Raw genomic sequence first — 18,270 nt, 5'->3', positions numbered from 1 at the left:
TAGTAGTAATACTACTAACCATGGACCTGACCGATACCCAGCAAGCCATCCTCGCCCTGATTGCCGAGCGCATCGAAACCGAGGGCGTGCCGCCCTCACAGACCGAGATCGCCCGCGCGCTGGGATTCAAGGGCGTGCGTGCGGCGCAATACCACCTGGAGGCCCTGGAACAGGCCGGCGCCATCGAGCGGCTGCCGGGCCGTGCCCGGGGAATCCGGTTGCTGAGGGCACCGGTGCAGGCCCAGCCCGAGCTGGGATTCCCGCCCGCCAACGAGGACGGACTGCGCCTACCGGTGCTCGGGCAGGTGGCGGCCGGCGCGCCGATTGGTGCCGATGCCGGCCATCACGATTACGTCCTGCTGGATCGGGCTTTCTTCGCCCCGGCGCCGGATTACCTGCTGCGGGTCAAGGGCGATTCGATGCGGGACGAAGGTATCTTCGATGGCGACCTGATCGGGGTACACCGCACCCGCGACGCGCGTTCCGGGCAGATCGTGGTGGCCCGGATCGACGAGGAGATCACGGTCAAGCTGCTGAAGGTCGGCAAGGACCGGATCCGGCTCCTGCCACGCAACCCGGACTATTCCCCGATCGAAGTCCAACCCGACCAGGATTTCGCCATCGAAGGCCTGTACTGCGGCCTGGTGAGGCCCAACCGGTGACGCGCCCACACGTTCGCGCGGGTTTGTCCGACGCCATGGTGTCGGATTTCCTGATGGTCCATCCGCGGTCGCCGGCCTTAATTTCTGATTTCCCGGGACAGTCGCAGCCTGTGCGATCCGCCCCCGCTAGCCTTGCATTCAACGATTGATTCTTCTGAGGAACCGATGATGGACGAGAACAAGAAGCGCGCCCTTTCCGTGGCCCTGACCCAGATCGAGCGCCAGTTCGGCAAGGGCTCGGTGATGCGCATGGGCGATCGCGTGATCGAGCCCGTGGAAGTGGTGCCGACCGGCTCGCTGATGCTGGACATCGCCCTCGGCATCGGCGGCCTGCCGAAGGGTCGCGTGGTGGAAATCTACGGGCCGGAATCCTCGGGCAAGACCACCCTGACCCTGCAGGCCATCGCGGAGTGCCAGAAGCAGGGCGGCACGGCGGCCTTCATCGACGCGGAGCACGCACTGGACCCGATTTACGCCGCCAAGCTGGGCGTCAACGTGGACGATCTGCTGGTGTCGCAGCCGGATACCGGCGAGCAGGCGCTGGAAATCGCCGACATGCTGGTGCGTTCGGGCTCCATCGACATCGTCGTCATCGACTCGGTCGCCGCGCTGACCCCGAAGGCGGAAATCGAAGGCGAGATGGGCGACCAGCTGCCGGGCCTGCAGGCCCGCCTGATGAGCCAGGCCCTGCGCAAGCTGACGGGCAACATCAAGCGTTCGAACACCCTGGTGGTCTTCATCAACCAGCTGCGCATGAAGATCGGCGTGATGATGCCGGGCCAGAGCCCGGAAACGACCACCGGCGGCAACGCCCTGAAGTTCTATGCCTCCGTGCGCCTGGACATCCGCCGCATTGGCGCGATCAAGAAAGGCGATGAAATCATCGGCAACCAGACCAAGATCAAGGTCGTCAAGAACAAGCTGGCGCCTCCATTCAAGCAGGTCGTCACCGAGATTCTCTACGGCGAAGGCATCAGCCGCGAAGGCGAGCTGATCGACATGGGCGTGGAGGCCAAGCTGGTCGAGAAGGCCGGGGCCTGGTACAGCTACGGCAGCGAGCGCATCGGTCAGGGCAAGGACAACTCGCGGACCTTCCTGCGCGAGAACCCGCAGATCGCGGCCAAGCTGGAAGGCGAACTGCGCGAGAAATTCCAGCCGGCCGAAGCCTCGCGTAACGAGGGCGAGGACGCGGACCAGGATGACTGAGTCATTCGGCAGGGAGAACGGTCCGGAACGGGTGCCGGTCTCCCGGCTTGGCGGATGGAATGATGAGCAGGGATGAGGAACCGGGTACGCCGCCGCGACGGCGGCGAGTCCGGGCCGAGCAGACCCCGGTCCAGCGGGCGCTGGGTCTGCTGACCCGCCGGGAACACTCGCGGCGGGAACTGGAACGCAAGCTGGCCTCCCGTGGCGTCGCTCCGGAAGAGGCCAGGACGGCGGTGGAGCGGCTGGCCGGAGAAGGCTGGCAGGACGACCGCCGGTTTGCCGAATCGCTGGTCCGCAGCCGGGCCGGCAACGGCTATGGGCCGCTCCGCATTCGTGCGGAGCTGGCTACCCATGGGCTGGATCGCGAAACCATCGCGGCGGCCATGGACACTTTTGATGGCGACTGGACCGAAACGGCGTGCGACCTCGTCCGCCGCCGTTTCGGTCCGGGCGGCTTGATTGACCTGGCGGGGCGGCGCAAGGCCGCCGACTTCCTGATCCGGCGGGGATTTGACGGCGGCAGTGTCAGCGCCGCGACCCGGCTGGACCGGGAGGACTGAACCCGGCGGGCCTGTTAATCTAAGGCATTGGGTTGCTTCGGCCGGCCCGCGCCCGCATCTGTGGGGGACGCGGCGTCCGGATGCGCCCGTCAGCCAATGCCAGCCAGATGACCAGTTCCCCCAAAATCAGCACCCGCCAGATCCGCCAGGACTTCCTCGATTTCTTCCACAGCAAGGGCCATACGATCGTGCCGTCGGCGCCACTGGTGCCGGGCAATGATCCGACCCTGCTGTTCACCAACTCGGGCATGGTCCAGTTCAAGGACGTGTTCCTGGGCGCGGAGAAACGCAGCTACGTGCGCGCCGCCGATGTGCAGCGCTGCCTGCGCGCGGGCGGCAAGCACAACGATCTGGATTCGGTGGGCTACACCGCGCGCCACCACACCTTCTTCGAGATGCTGGGCAACTGGTCGTTCGGCGACTACTTCAAGAAGGAAGCCATCGCCTGGGCCTGGGAACTGCTGACCGGCGTCTGGAAGCTGCCGAAGGAACGTTTGCTGGTCACGGTCTATCACACCGATGACGAAGCCTTCGAAATCTGGAACAAGGACATCGGCATCCCGGTCGAGCGGATCGTCCGCATCGGCGACAACAAGGGAGCGCCGTTCGCGTCCGACAATTTCTGGCAGATGGCCGACACCGGCCCCTGTGGTCCCTGCACGGAAATCTTCTATGACCACGGCGATCACATCGCCGGTGGTCCGCCGGGCTCGCCCGACGAGGACGGCGATCGTTTCATCGAGATCTGGAACCTGGTGTTCATGCAGTTCGACCGCCAGCCCGACGGCACCCTGGTGCCGCTGCCGGCGCCCTGCGTGGATACCGGCATGGGCCTGGAGCGCCTGACCGCGATCCTGCAGCACGTTCATAGCAACTACGAAATCGATCTGTTCCAGGCGCTGATCGAAAAGGCCGCCGAACTGACCGCCACGCCGGATCGCGAGAACAAGTCGCTGCGCGTCATCGCCGACCATATCCGCGCCTGCAGCTTCCTGATCGTGGACGGCGTGCTGCCTTCCAACGAAGGACGCGGCTATGTGCTGCGCCGGATCATCCGCCGCGCCCTGCGCCATGGCTGGATGCTGGGCGTGCGCCAGCCGTTCTTCCACAGGATGGTGGGCACGCTGTCCGAGCTGATGGGCGAGGCCTATCCCGAGTTGCCGGCCGCGCGCGAACTGGTCGAGCGCGCATTGAAGGCCGAAGAGGAGCGTTTCGCCGAGACGCTGGATTCGGGCATGCGCATTTTCGACGACATCGCGTCGCGCGCGCAGGGCGTGATACCGGGTGTTGAAGCTTTCCGCCTTTATGACACCTACGGATTCCCGGTGGACCTGACCGCGGATATCGCCCGCGAGCGTGGCCTGACCGTGGACATGGCCGGCTTCGAGGCGGCGATGGAGCAACAGCGCGAAACCGCGCGCGCCGCCGGCAAGTTCGCTTCCAGTGCCAGCCTGCCGGCCGATCTGGTGGCGCAGTTGCAGCCCACCGGATTCCTTGGCTACGAGCAACTGGACGCGTCCGATCTGCGCATCGTGGCCTTGTTGAAGGACGGCCGCCCGGCCGAGTCGGTCAACCTTGGCGACGAAGCGGTGATGCTCCTGGATCGCACACCCTTCTATGCCGAGTCCGGTGGCCAGGTCGGCGACGTGGGGCGCCTCGCCGGAGCGGATTCCGAATTCGCCGTATCCGACACGCAGAAACTCGCCGGCCAGTTCCATGGTCATGTGGGCCGGGTGACCCGCGGCACCCTCAAGGTGGGTGATCGCATCGCCGCGTCGGTCGACGCGGCGCGGCGCGCCGCGACCATCCTCAACCATTCGGCGACCCACCTGCTGCACGCCGCGCTGCGCGAAGTGCTGGGCACCCATGTCCAGCAGAAGGGCTCGCTGGTGGCACCGGACCGCCTGCGTTTCGACTTCTCCCATTTCCAGGCGATTACCGCGCAGGAACTGGCCGAGGTCGAGCGCAGGGTGAATGCCCAGGTGCGGGCCAATCATCAGGCCGAAGTCCACCACATGGGCATGCAGGAGGCGCTGGATTTCGGAGCCATGGCGCTGTTCGGCGAGAAGTACGGCGAGCACGTCCGCGTGCTGCGCATGGGTGACTACTCGACCGAACTGTGCGGCGGCACCCATGTGGGCCGGACCGGCGACATCGGGCTGTTCAAGATCGTCAGCGAAGGCGGCGTCTCGGCGGGCGTGCGCCGGATCGAAGCGGTGACCGGGCAGGGCGCGCTGGATCATGTCGACGCGGAGGAGCGTCGACTGGAGCAGGCGGCCGAGTTGCTGGGTGGCAACGCCCACGACGTGGTCGAGAAGATCCGTGCCCTCACCGAACGGCAGAAGAAGCTCGAGCGTGAAGTGGAGACCCTCAAGGCCAAGGCGGCCTCGGGCGCCACCGCCGATCTGGCGGGCTCGGCGCAGGACGTCAACGGCGTCCGTGTGCTGGCCTCGCGGCTGGAAGGCTTCGACGCCAAGGCACTGCGCGACGCCATCGACCGGCTCAAGCAGCAACTGGGCGACGCGGTGATCGTCCTGGCCGGCACCAGCGACGGCAAGGCCGCCCTGGTGGCGGGGGTAAGCGGCGCCGCCGCCGGCAAGGTCAAGGCGGGGGAACTTCTGTCCCACGTCGCCGGTCAGATCGGCGGCAAGGGCGGTGGCCGTCCGGATCTCGCCCAGGGTGGTGGCGAGGACGGGCCCGCCCTTGTGTCTGCCCTCAAGGGCGTGAACGACTGGGTCGCCCAACGCCTGCAATGAGCCCGCCCGGCCGCGCCCGCGCTTGCGGGCGCGTGCTCCGGCCCGTACCATGATTCACGACGATGAACCTATCTGGAAGCTTCCTCGCGTCCAGCGATGCAGGAACGCTGCCCCGGCTTTAATCTTGCCGGATTCAGGAGAAGAAACATGCTGATTTTGACCCGCCGAGTCGGCGAAACCTTGATGATCGGTGATTCGGTCACGGTGACTGTGCTCGGCGTGAAGGGCAACCAGGTGCGCATCGGTATCACCGCGCCGAAGGACGTTGCCGTGCACCGCGAAGAGATCTACCAGCGCATCCAGCGCGGTGAGGAAGCGGGTTCCGCTTCCCACAACGACGATTCGTCCTCGAGCTGATTTCCGTTTGCCGCCGAACCGGTCTGCCGTTATCCTATGCGGCCGCCGTCGTTTGATTGCGGCGGAACATTTCCCGGAGTGATGCCCGAGAGGCCGAAGGGGCTCCCCTGCTAAGGGAGTATAGGGTCAAAAGCCTTATCGAGGGTTCGAATCCCTCTCACTCCGCCAGTTGTACCAGAACCCCGCTTCGGCGGGGTTTTTGGTTTTTTTTCCGCCGGTGAACACGATGCGTTGCCGCAGGAACGCTGCCGACGTGCGGAGACGACACAAGCGCGCAGGGGCGACTACCGGTTGGCAGGTCGCCCGTCATCATGTCCGTTGCAATCGCGATTTGCCGTGCGCGGGCAGGCAAGCTCGGGACCTGTCCGTTACCGCGCCCCTCTGATGAATCCCGGCGCATGCCCGGACGGCGGAGCATGGGCTACCCCTGCCATTGGTCAGGCTTGACTACAGGTGTAGTCAGATCTAGTTTGACTACATCTGTAGTCACCCGGGAGGGGAACGATGGCACGCAAGAGCATCGGGGACCAGGAATTGGCCCTGCTCCAGTACGTGGGGCAGCAGGGTGACGCCTCGGTCGGGGAGGTCGCCGCGGGTTTCGGCGAGGCGCAGGGCCTGGCGCGCTCGACCGTGCTGACCATGATGGAGCGGCTGCGGGCCAAGGGCTACCTGAAGCGGCGCCATGCCGGCGGGGTCTACCGCTATTCGGCCACCACCGGCGAGGACGACGTGGTGCAGGGCGCGGTGGCGACCTTCGTGGAGAAGACCCTGCGGGGTTCGGTCAGCCCCTTCGTGGCCTGGATGTCCAAGCGTGGCGAGGTCAGTGACGAGGAACTGGCCGAACTGGAAGCGTTGGTCGCGCGCCTGCAGTCCAAGCGGCAGGAGGAGTGACCATGGACGCGCTTATTTCGGCGTTGCTGGAACGCGTGGTCGCGACCAGTGTCCAGACAACGGTCCTGGTGGCCATGGTTTGGGGTCTCTGCCGCTGGGTGCCGCGGATGCCGCTGGCGACCCAATGCTGGCTATGGTGGCTGGTGGCCCTGCAGTCGCTGTCGGGATTGATCGCGCCACCGCTGGAATTGCCGTGGCTGGCACCGGCGGCTCCCTTGGTCGAGCGCCTTCCGGCCGCGGCCGGGCTGGCGGCGGCACCCGCCGCGATGGCCGTTCCGGCCTCGACCTTCGAGTTGTCGTGGCAGACCGGACTGGCAGTTCTGTGGCTGTCCGGCGTACTGGTGGTCGCCAGCGCGACGCTGCGGGACTGGCGGCGCAGCCGCGAACTCCTGAAGCAGGCCGCCCCGTGCACCAATGGCGCGCTGGTGCGGGCAATGGCGCTGGCCGCCGAGGCGCATGGACTTCGCGGCGCACCGCGCCTGCGTGTCTCCGATCGCATCGCGTCACCGCAATTGGTGGGGCCGTGGCGCCCGGTCCTGCTGCTGCCGGCGGGACGGGTGCTGGACGGCGATGACCTGGACATGGCGCTGACCCATGAGCTGGTGCATCTGCACAGACGCGATCTGTGGTGGGGCTGGGTGCCGACCCTGGCCCGCCACCTGTTCTTCTTCCATCCCCTCATCCACCTGGCGGTGCGCGAATACGGCATCGCCCGCGAAGCCGCCTGCGACGCGGTGGTGGTGGCGGGTGACCGTCGTTGCCGACAGGACTATGGCCGCCTGCTGGTGCGGCTGGGGACGTCGACCTCGTTCCGCACCGGCCTTGCCAGTGCTTCTCCCACCTTCCTCAGCCTCAAAAGGAGATTGACCATGCTGCAGAACACCGCCTACTTCCCGCGCGCCGGTTCATTCATCCTGCTCGCACTGGTCGCCGCCGCCGGAGTGATGCCGCTGCGGCTGGTGGCCGCCTCCAGCGATGCCGCCGCGGTCGCGGCCGCGGCCAGCCGGGGCGTCACCGGGTCCGGGACGACGATCATCCAGGCGAGCACGTCGCTGGTCAGTACCCATAGCGGCGAGAGCGAGGTTTCCGGACAAATCCATCTGTCCGATTCAGGGCCGGACCAGGCCTATGTGCGCATCAATGGCCGTGACGAACGCACCGTGATGAATGGTTCCACCGACGATCTGGAAGAAGCGCGCCGTGCCGTGGCCGGCCAGGGACAAGCGCTGTGGGTGCGACAGGGAAGCGCGCGCTACCTGATCCGGGATCCGGGCACGCTGCAGCGTTTCGATGCGCTGATTGCGCCCGTCCGCCAGTTGGGCGAACAGCAAGGGGAACTGGGGGAGCGCCAGGGACGACTGGGCCTGCAGCAGGGCAAGCTTGGCCAGGAGCAGGGCGAACTGGGGCAGCGGCAGGCACGTCTTGCGCTGGCCGCGGCGCAACGTGCGCTGGAGGGCGCTTCCCGTGATGAATCACCGACGGAACAACGCGAGCAGGCCGAGATCAATGCCCGCCAGAAAGCACTGGGCGAACGCCAGGAGGCGCTTGGCCGCCAGCAGGCCGAACTGGGACGGCAGCAGGGTGATCTTGGTACCCGCCAGGCCGAAGCGAGCCAACGTGCCGATGAGGGATTGAAGCGTTTGTTGAAGACCGCGCTCGCCAGTGGCGTCGCCCAACGCATCGGCAGGTGAGCAGGGGCGGCGTTCTTTTCCCCCCCTCGCTCGGGTCATGAGTCGAAAAACCTCGCTGTGGCGAGGTTTTTCGGTTTACGGGCCGTCGTTGGCCGTGCTCCTGGCGCCGCCGCCCCGCGCTGCGGGCTCGGGTCGGTGCCGATACCCCGTATCTCGATCGCCGCAAGCGTCGAAATAGGAGGAATCCGATTTCCCGCGCGTCCCGGGCTTCCCAGACTGAGCTGTGCGGAATCGAAAAGGTCTGGACGTTGGACAGCAGGCATCGCGTATCGGGGCTCACCTTGATCGAACTTATGGTCGCTCTCGCCGTATTGGGGCTTCTGGCAACCTTGGCCGTCCCGGCCTATCGGGATTTCATGGTCCGGGCGCGCATGAGTGAAGCCCTGTCGATGGTGGGGCCTCTCAAGTTGGCGGTGGCGGAGACCGTCATGGTCCAAGGGGATCCGGCCGCATTCATGGCCTCCCTGCCGATTAAGGGCAAGCATTCGACGGAGGTCTTCGGCTATACGCCGATCGGCTATTTTCCGGGAAGCCGGGGAACCCGTTACGTCAAACAGGCGGTGGTCAGTGAGACGGGGGTCATCATCATTCAAGCCCAGGACACGGGTTGCAAGGGATACCTGTCCCAAGACGGCAGCGATCTCACCCAGCTTTGGCTGTATCCGAAGCTCAACGGCAGCAAGTCCGGCCTGGACTGGATGTGCGTCTCCGCGACCTACCATTGGAATGCCAAGGACCGCGTCTACAAATGTGTGCCCGCCGTCTGCCAGCATGACGACAACGATTTGCGGAAATGGCTGAAGGAATGATGGCCATGGCCCGGGCAGACACCAGCGGAAGCTGGACCCGAAGTTCGCCCGCGTACCACTGCATTCGCCCACGTTCCTGCTTCTGAGGAGAAGGCGGGCCCGCGCGGCAGGTTTTTTCCATGCCCAGGACATAAAAAAACAGGCAGACCGAAGTCTGCCTGTTCTTGCAAATGGCGCGCCCGGAGAGATTCGAACTCCCGACCGCCTGGTTCGTAGCCAGGTACTCTATCCAGCTGAGCTACGGGCGCGTTGCGTTAGAGGCGGAATTCTGCACGATTCGATTTCGGGCGTCAATCATTTTTCCGTAACGAATTTCCCTGGCCGATATCCTATGGCGCGGGCACGCGGTCCCGGTGGACGTCCAGGGGCCGGGAAGCGCTGCCTGCATCCCAATTCCGGGATCCGGGAAGGGCCTGTTAGCGGGACTTTCACGGTCCGCCCGTGACAATACCGGCCACAGGGGGAACATCCAGTATTCCGGGAGTTCCATTTCAATGCGTTTTTCCAAACCCTTGCTCGGTCTGGGGCTGCTTGTGGCCGTCCCGCTGAGCGCGGTGGCCGCCACCTATACGGTGGGGCCGTCCGGGCGCCAGTACACCCAATTGTCCACGCTCCTGCGCAACGTCGATCTCGCGCCGGGCGACATCGTCGAAGTGGACGGCAACGCGACCTACAGCGGGGACATCGTCATCGGTGACGATGACAGTGGCACCGCCGCCAATCCGGTGACCATCCGCTGGCGGCGGGTGGCGGGCGCCAGCCGTCCGATCCTGCGTGGCGGCACCCATACGATCAAGTTCGAACAATCCAACCACGTGGTGCTGGAGGGTTTCGAAATCACCGGCGGCAGTACGACCTGCGTTTTCAGCGAGGCCCACGGCGCCACCGTGCGCGATGCCTACATCCACGACTGTCCGTCGCACGGCATCCTGGGCGCGGATCAGAACTCGGGATCCTTCACCCTCGAGTACAGCGAGGTGGCGCGGGCCGGGCAGGGCGATCGCCGCCATGCCATCTACATGCAATCGGACGAGGTCGCCTACCCGGACACGGTGTTCCGGATGCGCCACAACTACGTGCATGACGCGACCGGCGGCGTGCTGGTGCGCGTGCGCCACCAGCGCGCGGAGATCTACTACAACTGGATCGAGGGCTCCGATCTGCATGAGGTCGAGCTGATTGGTCCCGACTGCGAGACCCAGAAGTCCGGCTGGACCGCGGACCTGCGCCGCGAGGACGCCGACGTGGTCGGCAACGTGATCATCCATCGCGCCAGCAGCCGTTCCGGCAATGCGTTCCGCATCGGCGGTGATCTCAATGGTCGCAACCAGGGCCGTACCCGCCTGGTCAACAACACGATCATCCTGGATCGCGGCGGCAGCGCCAACGCGGTGCTGGTCCAGTTGGGCCAGGGCTCGCTGGAAATGCACAACAACGCGATCTACCAGAATGGCGGCAGCACGCCGGCGATTGTGCGCGAGAACCCCGCCAGCGATGTGGCCACGCCGTATTGCGGCCCACAGGGCCGCGAACCGTGGTCGAACGGGCGGAAAGTGGCGGGCAGCAACAACTGGGTGCAGACCGGGGCGACCCTGGTGCCGGCCGAGTGGAGCGGCACGGTGCGAGGCGCGGATCCCCTGTTGACCAATGTCGCCCAGCGCAGTCTGCGTCCGCGCACGGGCAGTCCGTTGCTGGCCGCCGGCAACAACACCCCGGCGACTCCGGCGGCGTTCCCGTTCCCGTCACCGCAACTGCTGCCGGCCTATGATCCGCCGCTGCGGGTCAAGTTGGCCATCGGCGATGCCCACGCGCGGCTGGTGCCCAGCCGGATCGCGATCGGCGCGCTGGAACTCAGCGACATCGACAACCGCATCCGGGTCAATGGCGCGCAGCCGTTGATTCCCGGACAGGGGCCCGCCGCGAGCCAGCCGGCGGCCGGCGCCCAGGCGCAGCCGCAACCGGTGTCCAGCCGGCGCGGCGTCTACCTGGGCCGCTCGCCCTATCGGCAGGCGCCGGCCGCGCGTTACCGGCGCTCGGTGGTCAAACCCTGAGGAACGGACGGGCGGTCATCGTGCCGCCCATCCAGCCACCCATCCAGGCCGGGGCAACCCGGCCTGTTTTTTTTGCGCCGGGGAGGGCGCGCCGCGTACGGCAAGGACGACCGTTCGTCCCGGGCGCGGTCGGATGTGGCCGGGTAGCGCCTGAAGTCGCGTTGATAGCGGTGTTGCCAATGCAAGCGCAGGCCGTGGGTATCCGCGAATGACCTTAGTACAGGCAGGCCGCAGGAACGCCAGGGAACCGGGGGCCAGGACAGGGGGAAACATGCAGGACGGGTTGAATGCGTGCAGCCAGCGCTGCGCGCCGCAAGGGCCGCACACCGGCCGGCCGCGTGCGTCGCTGGCGGGAGTGATGCCATGAAGTCCAGTCAGGCCAGCCGCAAGGCGCGCGCCGCCCGCATCCTGTGGATCGCGGAAGTCATCGTGCTGATGGCAGCGGTGATGGCCGCGGCGTGGATCCGTTTCCACAACGAACCCGAGTACCACGTCGTCTTCGCCCAGCAGGCGCCGATCCGGGCGGTGCTGGTGGCGTTGTTCCTGACCGGCGCGATGGCGGCCTTCGGCCTGTACCAGGTCCATGTCCGCCACACGCGGCTGGATTTCGTGCTGCGCCTGACCCTGTCGTTCGCGTTCGGCGGCATCGGCCTGGTGGTGCTGTATTACCTGATTCCGGCGACCTACATCGGCCGCGGCGTGCAGGCGATGTCGCTGGCGCTGGGCCTGGTCGGCGTCTGCCTGGTCCGGCTGGCCTGGATGCACATCTACGGCTCGGACGTGCTGAAGCAGCGGATCCTGATCTTCGGCGCCGGCAAGAATGCGGACCTGATCAATTCGCGCATGCGCCGCAAGTCGGATCGGCGCTCGTTCCTGGTGCTCGGTTTCGTGCCGGTTCCCGGCCAGCCGGTGCTGGTGCAGGAGGATCTGCTGGTGCGCCCGGGCGAGGAAGGGTTGTCCGAACTGGTCGAGCGCCTGCAGATCGACGAACTGGTCATTGCCCCGGACGAGCGCCGCGGCGGCCTGCCGATGGAAGAGATGCTGCTCTGCGTGCAGCGCGGCGTGTCGGTCGTGGACCTGTCCAGTTTCTTCGAGCGCGAGGCCGGCATGGTCCAGCTCAACGTGGTCGATCCGTCCTGGCTGGTGTTTTCCGGTGGTTTCGATTATTCGACGCCGCGGCGGTTGAGCAAGCGCTTCTTCGATCTGGCCGCGGCGCTGGCGCTGCTGTTGATCGCCTGGCCGCTGATGCTGCTGGTCGCGCTGGCGGTGTGGGTCGAATCGGGCGGGCCGATCTTCTACAGCCAGACACGGGTGGGCGAACGCGGCCGCCATTTCACCCTGACCAAGTTCCGCAGCATGCGGGTCGACGCCGAGAAGGACGGCGTGGCGGTGTGGGCGAGCAAGGACGACGATCGCAGCACGCGGGTCGGCAAGATCATCCGCAAGACCCGCCTGGACGAACTGCCGCAGCTGGTGGCGGTGATTCGCGGCGACATGAGTTTCGTCGGGCCGCGTCCGGAGCGCCCGCACTTCGTCGACATGCTCAATGACGAGATCCGCTACTACGGCGTCCGCCACAGCGTGAAGCCCGGCCTGACCGGCTGGGCGCAGTTGCGCTATCCCTATGGCGCCTCGGTGCGCGACGCCGAGGAGAAGCTGAAGTTCGATCTGTTCTACGTGAAGAACCACGGCCTCGTTTTCGATCTGATGATCCTGCTGCAGACGGTCGAGGTCGTGCTGTTTGGACGTGGCGCGCGCTGATCGCGCTCCCGGCACGCGGCAACGCGGCTCAGCCGGGAAGCAGGTTCCTCGCCGCGCGACGCGCGGCGAACGGTACCAGCCGCAGCAGTTCGCGGCGGATCACCGGGTCCGGCGTCAATCGCCAGGCCTCGCGTGCCAGTCGCCAGCCATCGCCCCAGCGCCCACGGATCAGCATGCCGCGGGCGTTGCGCGCGTAGGTGCCGGCGAGTGCGCGATCCAGTTCCGCGTCGGCGACCTCGCCACGCGCGGCGCGTACCGCGCGTTCGACCACGCGCACGTAGTCGTCGTAGGTGCTGGCTTCGGCCGAGAGGCCGTCGTGGCCGCGCATGGCGCGCACCAGCGATTGTTCGACCACGCCGATAGGCCAGCGCTGGGCGATGCGCAGGTGGAAGTCGATGTCCTCGGCGGTGCGCAGGCTTTCGTCGAAGCCGCCGATGTCCTCGAACACTTCGCGGCGCAGGATGGCCGAAGCCGGCGCCAGCGCGGGATTGTGGATCACCCAGCGCAGCACGCGGCCATCCTCGCGGATCACGTCGCGGCGGCGGAACACGTCGATCAGCCGACCCTCGCTGTCGACCCTTTCGACGTCGCACAGGACCATGCCCGCGTCCGGATGCGCCTCCAGCCAGGCCAGTTGCCGTTCGGTCTTCTCCGGCAGCCATTCGTCGTCGCTGTCCAGCAGGGCGAAGTAGCGGCCGCGGGCCAGGCGCATGCCATGGTTGCGCGCCGCGGACACGCCGGCGTTGGCCTGCCAGACGTAGCGGATGCGATCACCGTAGCGAGCAGCCAGCAGATCGCCGGTACCGTCGCTGGAACCGTCGTCGACGACGATGATTTCATCGATCGTGCGGGTCTGCGCGAGCACCGTGTCGATCGCGCGCACCACCAGGTCCCGCCGGTTGTAGGTGGGTATAATCGTTGAAACCTCGATAGCTGGCGCCATGCTGAAGGATCTCTCCAAGAAGCTTCTATACGTCAGTGGTCTGCTGGGCCTGTACCACCGCGTGCGCAACGCGGACAGCCTGACCGTGGTGATGTTCCATCGTACCCTGAGCCCGGAGGATCCGCGCTGGCGGACCTGCGACCCGGATTACACCCTGGCGACCCGCTGGCTGGCCGATTCGCTGGCGTTCTTCCGCCGGCACTACCACGTGGTGTCGCTGGAGCAGGTGCTGGCTTCGCGCCGCGCGGGCACGCCGCTGCCGCCGCGTGCGCTGTTGATCACCTTCGACGATGGCTGGGCCGACAACGCCGACTACGCGCTGCCCGAACTGCGCAAGGCCGGCCTGCCCGCATTGATGTTCGTGGTGTCGGACGCGGTGGGCACGCGCCAGCCGTTCTTCCAGGAACGCCTGATCGCGGCGCTGCGCCGCGGCGCGCTGAAGCTGGCGGATCTGGGCGCGGCGATGCAGCCGCACCTGGACGAACCCTGGCAGCCCCGCGACGAATCGCTGGGCGAACTGCGCGAGGCCATCGCGCGGCTGGAGCGCATGCCGGCGGCGCAGCGCGAGGCGGTGCTGGCGCCGTTCATGGCCGCGCTGGACGACGGCCAGCGGCACATGGTGACCGCCGCGGAACTGGAACAGCTTGCCGCCGGTGGCGTGGCTTTGGGCCTGCATGGCAAGACCCACACGCCGATGAAATTCGCGGCGGATCTGGATGCGGAGTTGTCCGGTGCACGCGCCGCGCTGGCGCGGCACCTGGGACAGCCGGCGCCCAGCGCCGAATCGATGTCCTTCCCGCATGGTTCCTTCGACGACGCGATCGCGCAACGCGCGCGTGGCGCCGGTTACGAACTGATCTTCACCAGCGTGCCGGTGCTCAATCCGGTCGGCGACGGGGTCGGCTGGCTGCTTGGACGCACCGGTTTCGAGACCGATGCGGTGGTCGATGCGCGCGGGCGCTTCCGTCCGGACTGGCTGGCGCTCTACCTGTTCCGCAAACCGGCGCAGCGGCTGGCCTGAGGCCTCGCCGCGGCGGTCATTCGTCTTCATCCGCCGAGGTCAGGAACCAGATCGGTTCGGTGCCGTTGGCAAGATTCCAGCGCACGAACACCGGTCGCCGGCCGCGCTCGCTGAAGCCGCTTTCGCGCCACGCCTGCAACTGGCATTCCGGCCCGGTGATCTCCACCGAGACCGAACCATGCCCGGCGGCGCGCGCAGCGGCGAGCAGGGCCAGCACATAGGCCTGCGGAAGCCCGTGCGCGCCGTTGTCGGACCAGAAGTCGCGCACGTGCAACGCGCTGTCCTCGACCTGCACCGCGAACCAGGCCTTCAGTTCCTTGCCGTCAGGCGAGGTGATCCAGAGATAGCGGGTGGTCGCCAACGGGGAATCGTCGAAGCGCCACTTGGCGTGCAGGCTGTCGCGCACCGCGAGCACGCCATCGCCCTGCGACGAGGCCGACCACAGGGCGTCCATGCGCGGATCGACGCGATTGCCCCATTCGCTGCGCAGGCGCGGACCGTGCCAGCGGCGCCAGCCGTCACGGCAGGCCACCGCGAGATCGAGCAGCCAACCGGCGGGCGAGGCGAGCCATGCGGCCGGCAGGCGCGTGCGCAGGTAGCGGGCATGGCGCAGCACGCGCGCATAGCGCACCAGATCGGTCGGGTGCTGGTAGCCCATGCGCTTGAACACCGCGGCCGCCTTCGGATTGGGAAATCCGTACAGCACGTCCACCTGCTCCTTGCCGGCGTCGATCAGGCCCTGCTGCAGCATCAGCGCGGGGCCGAGCGAACGGTGTTCGGGCAGCACCGCCAGATCCACCAGCACGCCGGCGCCCAGATCGCGGCCGCGATGGCGCATCCGGCGGCGGCCGGCGCAGGCGGTGCCCACCCATTGTCCGCTGCGGGTTTCCTGCAGCAGTTGCAGCAGCGGCGGTCCGTGCGGACCGGCGAGGTAGAACCAGTCGTACTTGGCGGCGATCCGGTCGGTGCGGCCCAGATTGCCCCACCAGATCGACAGCACGGTGTCCCGGTCGCGCAGCGGATCGCCGGTGCGGACGAGATACTGGGGGGAGGGCGGGGCCTGGTTCACGGGTCAGTCCAGTTCCGGTACGTCGCCGGCCAGCACGGGCGGCATGTGCAGGTAGCGGGTGGTGCGGCGCTTGTTGCGGATGTCCTCGTAGACCGCTTCGGCCTGCGCCGGGCTCAGGCCCAGCGCGGTGGCCAGCTCGCTGGCCGGGCGATCGTGGTTGAGCGCCCACAGCGCCAGATCCATCTGCTGGTAGGGAAGGGCGAAATAGAACTCGTCCTGGCCCTGGCTGAGGCTGTAGGTATCGGTGGTGGGAATGGCGGCGCACACGCGCTCGGGCAGCCCGAGGTGGCGGGCCATGCCGTACACCTGCGACTTGTACAGGTGGGCGATCGGCTTGACGTCGGCGGCGCCGTCGCCGTTCTTGACGAAGAAACCCTGGTCGTACTCGACCCGGTTGGGCGTGCCGACCACGCCGTAGTTGAGGCGGTCGGCGTGGAAATACTCCAGGTTCTTGCGGATGCGCTGCTTGAAATTGGTGGCCGCCACGATGGTCAGGTAGTCGGCCAGGGCCAGTTCGCGCTCGTGGCGCTGGCCATCCGGCGATTCGGCGATCAGGCGGAAGCGGTTGATGCGACCTTCGGTGCCACCGTCGATCACGATCTTGAACTTCCAGCCTTCGCCATACTCGGGCAGGGTGTTGCGCACCGCCTGGTCACGGGCGCGGTAGCAGCCGATGGCCTCCAGCGCCGGGGCGATGTCGACCGTCTCGGTGCGCACGCCCAGGTGCTCGGCGAGCAGGCGCGCGCGCACCGCGCTGTCGTCGGAGGAATCGCGTTCCGGCAGGATCAGGGTGAACACGCGATCCGGTCCGAGCGCGCGCACGGCCAGCGCGGCGCTGACCGAGCTGTCGATGCCGCCGGAGATGGCCACGACCAGCCCGCGGCGATGCAGTTGCCGCGCGGTGATCTCGCGTAGCCGCGCGGCGATGCGGTCGGCTTCCTGTTCGTAGTCGATATCGAGGACGTGGCGGTCGAGGCTGCTCATGGCGTTGCGGTCTGCTCCATCAGTTGGAAGCGTCGCACCTTGCCCGAAGCGGTCCGGGGCAGGGTGTCGACGAAGGTGACTTGGCGGGGAATCTTGTAGGGGGCGAGGCGGGCGCGGCAGTGCGCCTTGATGCGGTCCTCGGCGCGGGGCGGAAGCTCGCCGGCGGCAACGACGAACGCGCGGATGACCTGGCCCATCACTTCGTCGTCCACGCCCACCACCGCGACTTCGCGGACGACGGGCAGTTCGGCGATGACTTCCTCGACGTCGGTGGGATGCACGCGATGGGCGCCGGTCTTGATCATGTCGCTGCGGCGGCCCTGCAGGAACAGGAAGCCGTCGGCGTCCAGATGGCCGAGATCCCCGGTGTGCAGCCAGCCCTCGCGCAGCACCTGCGCGGTGGCCTCGGGATTGTTCCAGTAACCGGCCATCACGTTGGGGCCGCGCACGCAGACCTCGCCGCTTTCGCCGGGCGCGGCGGCGCTGCCGTCCTCGCGCTGGATCCGCCACTGCACGCCGGCCACGGGAATGCCGACCGAACCGAGCTTGTCGTCCAGTCGTTCCGGCGGCAGCCAGCTGATCCGCGAAGTGGCCTCGGTCTGTCCGTACATCACGTACAGGCGCGGCGTGGGCAGCCGTTCGCGCAGTTGGCCGGTCAGCGCGGGCGACATCGCGCCGCCGGCCTGGGTGAGGTAGCGCAGCGAGGCCAGCGGGCGTTCGCGCTGCGCGAGTGGTTCCAGCAACAGCGCGAACGTGGAAGGCACACCGGAAAAACCGGTTGCTTCGGCCTGTTCGATCGCGTCCAGCACCAGGTGCGGGAACATCAGGCCGGGCCCGAGCACCACGCAGCCGCCGCTGATGAGATGGGTGTGCAGGACCGACGCGCCGTAGGCGTAGTAGAACGGCAGCACGCTCAGAACCCGATCCGAGGCGTCCAGCGCCAGGTAGTCCACGATCGCCTGCGCGTTGGCCAACAGGTTGGCATGGGTGAGCATCACGCCCTTGGGCGCGCCGGTGGTGCCGGAGGTGTACAGGATCACCGCCAGATCGGATGCTTCGGGCAGCAGCGCGGCCGGCAGCGGTTCGTCCACCGCGTCGTCGACCAGCGCCCGGCCGTCCTCCAGCACCGTCGTCGCGGCAATGGAGGGCAGTTGCGCGACCGCGTCGACGGCATCGCGATGCGCGCTTTCATGCACGACGTGGCGCGCACCGCAGTGCTGCAGCCACGGCAGGAAATCGCGCAGGCGCGCCTGTGCGTTCAAGGGCACCACCACGCCGCCGGCCAGCCAGGCGCCGTAGCAGGCGACCGCGGCCTCGATGCGGTTGGGCAGGATGATCGCCACCCGGTCGCCGGTTTGCAGGCCGCGGTCGCGCAGGTGCGCGGCGAACCGGCGCGCCTGCCGCCAGAAGCCGGCGTAGTCGACCCGGCGTTCGCCGTCGATCAGGGCCAGGCGGGCGGGCGCATCGCGTGCGACGCGTTCGACCCGGGTGCAGAGGGTTTCCATCGGC

The 18,270-nt window shown here is 67.3% G+C and carries 15 protein-coding genes and 2 tRNA genes; 12 read left to right on the top strand and 5 right to left on the bottom strand.

Features of this window, described 5'->3' with window-relative positions; all coding sequences use genetic code 11:
- Window positions 1-20: 20 nt before the first annotated feature.
- From lexA to AC3DE2_RS07945, 9 genes are all read left to right on the top strand, one after another.
- On the top strand, window positions 21-662 hold the full coding sequence (gene lexA / locus AC3DE2_RS07985) for a transcriptional repressor LexA (RefSeq protein WP_488425734.1): 642 nt from the start codon (window positions 21-23) through the stop codon (window positions 660-662).
- Between the two features lie 168 nt (window positions 663-830).
- The gene (recA, locus tag AC3DE2_RS07980; RefSeq protein ID WP_295375519.1) at window positions 831-1,868 is read left to right on the top strand and encodes a recombinase RecA; all 1,038 of its coding nucleotides are present in this window, start codon (window positions 831-833) and stop codon (window positions 1,866-1,868) included.
- 62 nt (window positions 1,869-1,930) lie between these two features.
- The gene (recX, locus tag AC3DE2_RS07975; RefSeq protein ID WP_488425733.1) at window positions 1,931-2,428 is read left to right on the top strand and encodes a recombination regulator RecX; all 498 of its coding nucleotides are present in this window, start codon (window positions 1,931-1,933) and stop codon (window positions 2,426-2,428) included.
- A 107-nt stretch (window positions 2,429-2,535) separates the two neighbouring features.
- Window positions 2,536-5,184 (top strand): alanine--tRNA ligase, encoded by a 2,649-nt coding sequence (alaS, locus tag AC3DE2_RS07970; RefSeq protein WP_488425731.1) that lies wholly within the window; start codon window positions 2,536-2,538, stop codon window positions 5,182-5,184.
- Between the two features lie 147 nt (window positions 5,185-5,331).
- Entirely contained in the window at window positions 5,332-5,541 is a 210-nt protein-coding gene (gene csrA, locus AC3DE2_RS07965; protein ID WP_141453448.1) for a carbon storage regulator CsrA, read from the top strand.
- Between the two features lie 75 nt (window positions 5,542-5,616).
- A tRNA-Ser gene (locus AC3DE2_RS07960) sits at window positions 5,617-5,709 on the top strand.
- 336 nt (window positions 5,710-6,045) lie between these two features.
- Window positions 6,046-6,432 carry a BlaI/MecI/CopY family transcriptional regulator gene (locus tag AC3DE2_RS07955; protein ID WP_488425730.1) on the top strand — a complete coding sequence of 129 codons (387 nt, stop codon included), beginning with the start codon at window positions 6,046-6,048 and terminating at the stop codon, window positions 6,430-6,432.
- Window positions 6,433-6,434: 2 nt separating this feature from the next.
- The gene (locus tag AC3DE2_RS07950; protein ID WP_488425728.1) at window positions 6,435-8,123 is read left to right on the top strand and encodes a M56 family metallopeptidase; all 1,689 of its coding nucleotides are present in this window, start codon (window positions 6,435-6,437) and stop codon (window positions 8,121-8,123) included.
- Window positions 8,124-8,371: 248 nt separating this feature from the next.
- Window positions 8,372-8,932, top strand: a complete 561-nt coding sequence (locus AC3DE2_RS07945) for a pilin (protein ID WP_295375528.1) — start codon at window positions 8,372-8,374, stop codon at window positions 8,930-8,932.
- A gap of 171 nt (window positions 8,933-9,103) precedes the next feature.
- Here AC3DE2_RS07945 and AC3DE2_RS07940 read toward each other — a convergent pair.
- Window positions 9,104-9,180 (bottom strand) — tRNA-Arg (locus tag AC3DE2_RS07940).
- A 246-nt stretch (window positions 9,181-9,426) separates the two neighbouring features.
- On the opposite strand from AC3DE2_RS07940, the gene AC3DE2_RS07935 reads away from it, so the two are divergent.
- Window positions 9,427-10,983, top strand: coding sequence for a right-handed parallel beta-helix repeat-containing protein (locus tag AC3DE2_RS07935; RefSeq protein WP_295375530.1), 1,557 nt, complete (start codon window positions 9,427-9,429; stop codon window positions 10,981-10,983).
- Between the two features lie 363 nt (window positions 10,984-11,346).
- Window positions 11,347-12,744: a TIGR03013 family XrtA/PEP-CTERM system glycosyltransferase gene (locus AC3DE2_RS07930; protein ID WP_295375532.1), complete on the top strand. Its 1,398-nt coding sequence runs from the start codon at window positions 11,347-11,349 to the stop codon at window positions 12,742-12,744.
- Between the two features lie 28 nt (window positions 12,745-12,772).
- On the opposite strand, the gene AC3DE2_RS07925 is transcribed toward AC3DE2_RS07930, so the two are convergent.
- Window positions 12,773-13,687 (bottom strand): glycosyltransferase, encoded by a 915-nt coding sequence (locus tag AC3DE2_RS07925; RefSeq protein ID WP_295375534.1) that lies wholly within the window; start codon window positions 13,685-13,687, stop codon window positions 12,773-12,775.
- Between AC3DE2_RS07925 and AC3DE2_RS07920 the strand changes: the two genes are divergently transcribed.
- Window positions 13,686-14,708 carry a polysaccharide deacetylase family protein gene (locus tag AC3DE2_RS07920; RefSeq protein ID WP_488425727.1) on the top strand — a complete coding sequence of 341 codons (1,023 nt, stop codon included), beginning with the start codon at window positions 13,686-13,688 and terminating at the stop codon, window positions 14,706-14,708. The genes AC3DE2_RS07925 and AC3DE2_RS07920 overlap by 2 nt on opposite strands.
- A 16-nt stretch (window positions 14,709-14,724) precedes the next feature.
- Here the strand turns inward: AC3DE2_RS07920 and AC3DE2_RS07915 are convergent, their stop codons facing one another.
- Genes AC3DE2_RS07915 through AC3DE2_RS07905 form a run of 3 tightly spaced genes read right to left on the bottom strand, consistent with a single transcriptional unit; the run spans window position 14,725 to window position 18,266 of the window.
- Window positions 14,725-15,777, bottom strand: coding sequence for a GNAT family N-acetyltransferase (locus AC3DE2_RS07915; protein WP_295375537.1), 1,053 nt, complete (start codon window positions 15,775-15,777; stop codon window positions 14,725-14,727).
- A 3-nt stretch (window positions 15,778-15,780) separates the two neighbouring features.
- A complete protein-coding gene (nadE, locus tag AC3DE2_RS07910; RefSeq protein WP_488425726.1) occupies window positions 15,781-16,761 on the bottom strand; it encodes an NAD(+) synthase in 981 nt (326 codons plus the stop codon).
- Entirely contained in the window at window positions 16,758-18,266 is a 1,509-nt protein-coding gene (locus tag AC3DE2_RS07905) for a class I adenylate-forming enzyme family protein (protein ID WP_488425725.1), read from the bottom strand. Before AC3DE2_RS07905 ends, nadE begins: the two co-directional genes overlap by 4 nt.
- Window positions 18,267-18,270: the final 4 nt, after the last annotated feature.

This window comes from Pseudoxanthomonas sp. 68-E7 (genome assembly GCF_057773145.1).
This window is presented reverse-complemented; position numbering and strand designations above follow the sequence as displayed.

What these genes read in the sequence shown, in the direction of transcription:
- AC3DE2_RS07905 (WP_488425725.1), bottom strand. Translation starts at nt 18,266, where the DNA reads ATGGAAACCCTCTGCACCCGGGTCGAACGCGTCGCACGCGATGCGCCC.
- AC3DE2_RS07930 (WP_295375532.1), top strand. Translation starts at nt 11,347, where the DNA reads ATGAAGTCCAGTCAGGCCAGCCGCAAGGCGCGCGCCGCCCGCATCCTG.
- AC3DE2_RS07955 (WP_488425730.1), top strand. Translation starts at nt 6,046, where the DNA reads ATGGCACGCAAGAGCATCGGGGACCAGGAATTGGCCCTGCTCCAGTAC.
- recA (WP_295375519.1), top strand. Translation starts at nt 831, where the DNA reads ATGGACGAGAACAAGAAGCGCGCCCTTTCCGTGGCCCTGACCCAGATC.
- AC3DE2_RS07925 (WP_295375534.1), bottom strand. Translation starts at nt 13,687, where the DNA reads ATGGCGCCAGCTATCGAGGTTTCAACGATTATACCCACCTACAACCGG.
- nadE (WP_488425726.1), bottom strand. Translation starts at nt 16,761, where the DNA reads ATGAGCAGCCTCGACCGCCACGTCCTCGATATCGACTACGAACAGGAA.
- csrA (WP_141453448.1), top strand. Translation starts at nt 5,332, where the DNA reads ATGCTGATTTTGACCCGCCGAGTCGGCGAAACCTTGATGATCGGTGAT.
- lexA (WP_488425734.1), top strand. Translation starts at nt 21, where the DNA reads ATGGACCTGACCGATACCCAGCAAGCCATCCTCGCCCTGATTGCCGAG.
- AC3DE2_RS07950 (WP_488425728.1), top strand. Translation starts at nt 6,435, where the DNA reads ATGGACGCGCTTATTTCGGCGTTGCTGGAACGCGTGGTCGCGACCAGT.
- alaS (WP_488425731.1), top strand. Translation starts at nt 2,536, where the DNA reads ATGACCAGTTCCCCCAAAATCAGCACCCGCCAGATCCGCCAGGACTTC.
- recX (WP_488425733.1), top strand. Translation starts at nt 1,931, where the DNA reads ATGAGCAGGGATGAGGAACCGGGTACGCCGCCGCGACGGCGGCGAGTC.
- AC3DE2_RS07920 (WP_488425727.1), top strand. Translation starts at nt 13,686, where the DNA reads ATGCTGAAGGATCTCTCCAAGAAGCTTCTATACGTCAGTGGTCTGCTG.
- AC3DE2_RS07935 (WP_295375530.1), top strand. Translation starts at nt 9,427, where the DNA reads ATGCGTTTTTCCAAACCCTTGCTCGGTCTGGGGCTGCTTGTGGCCGTC.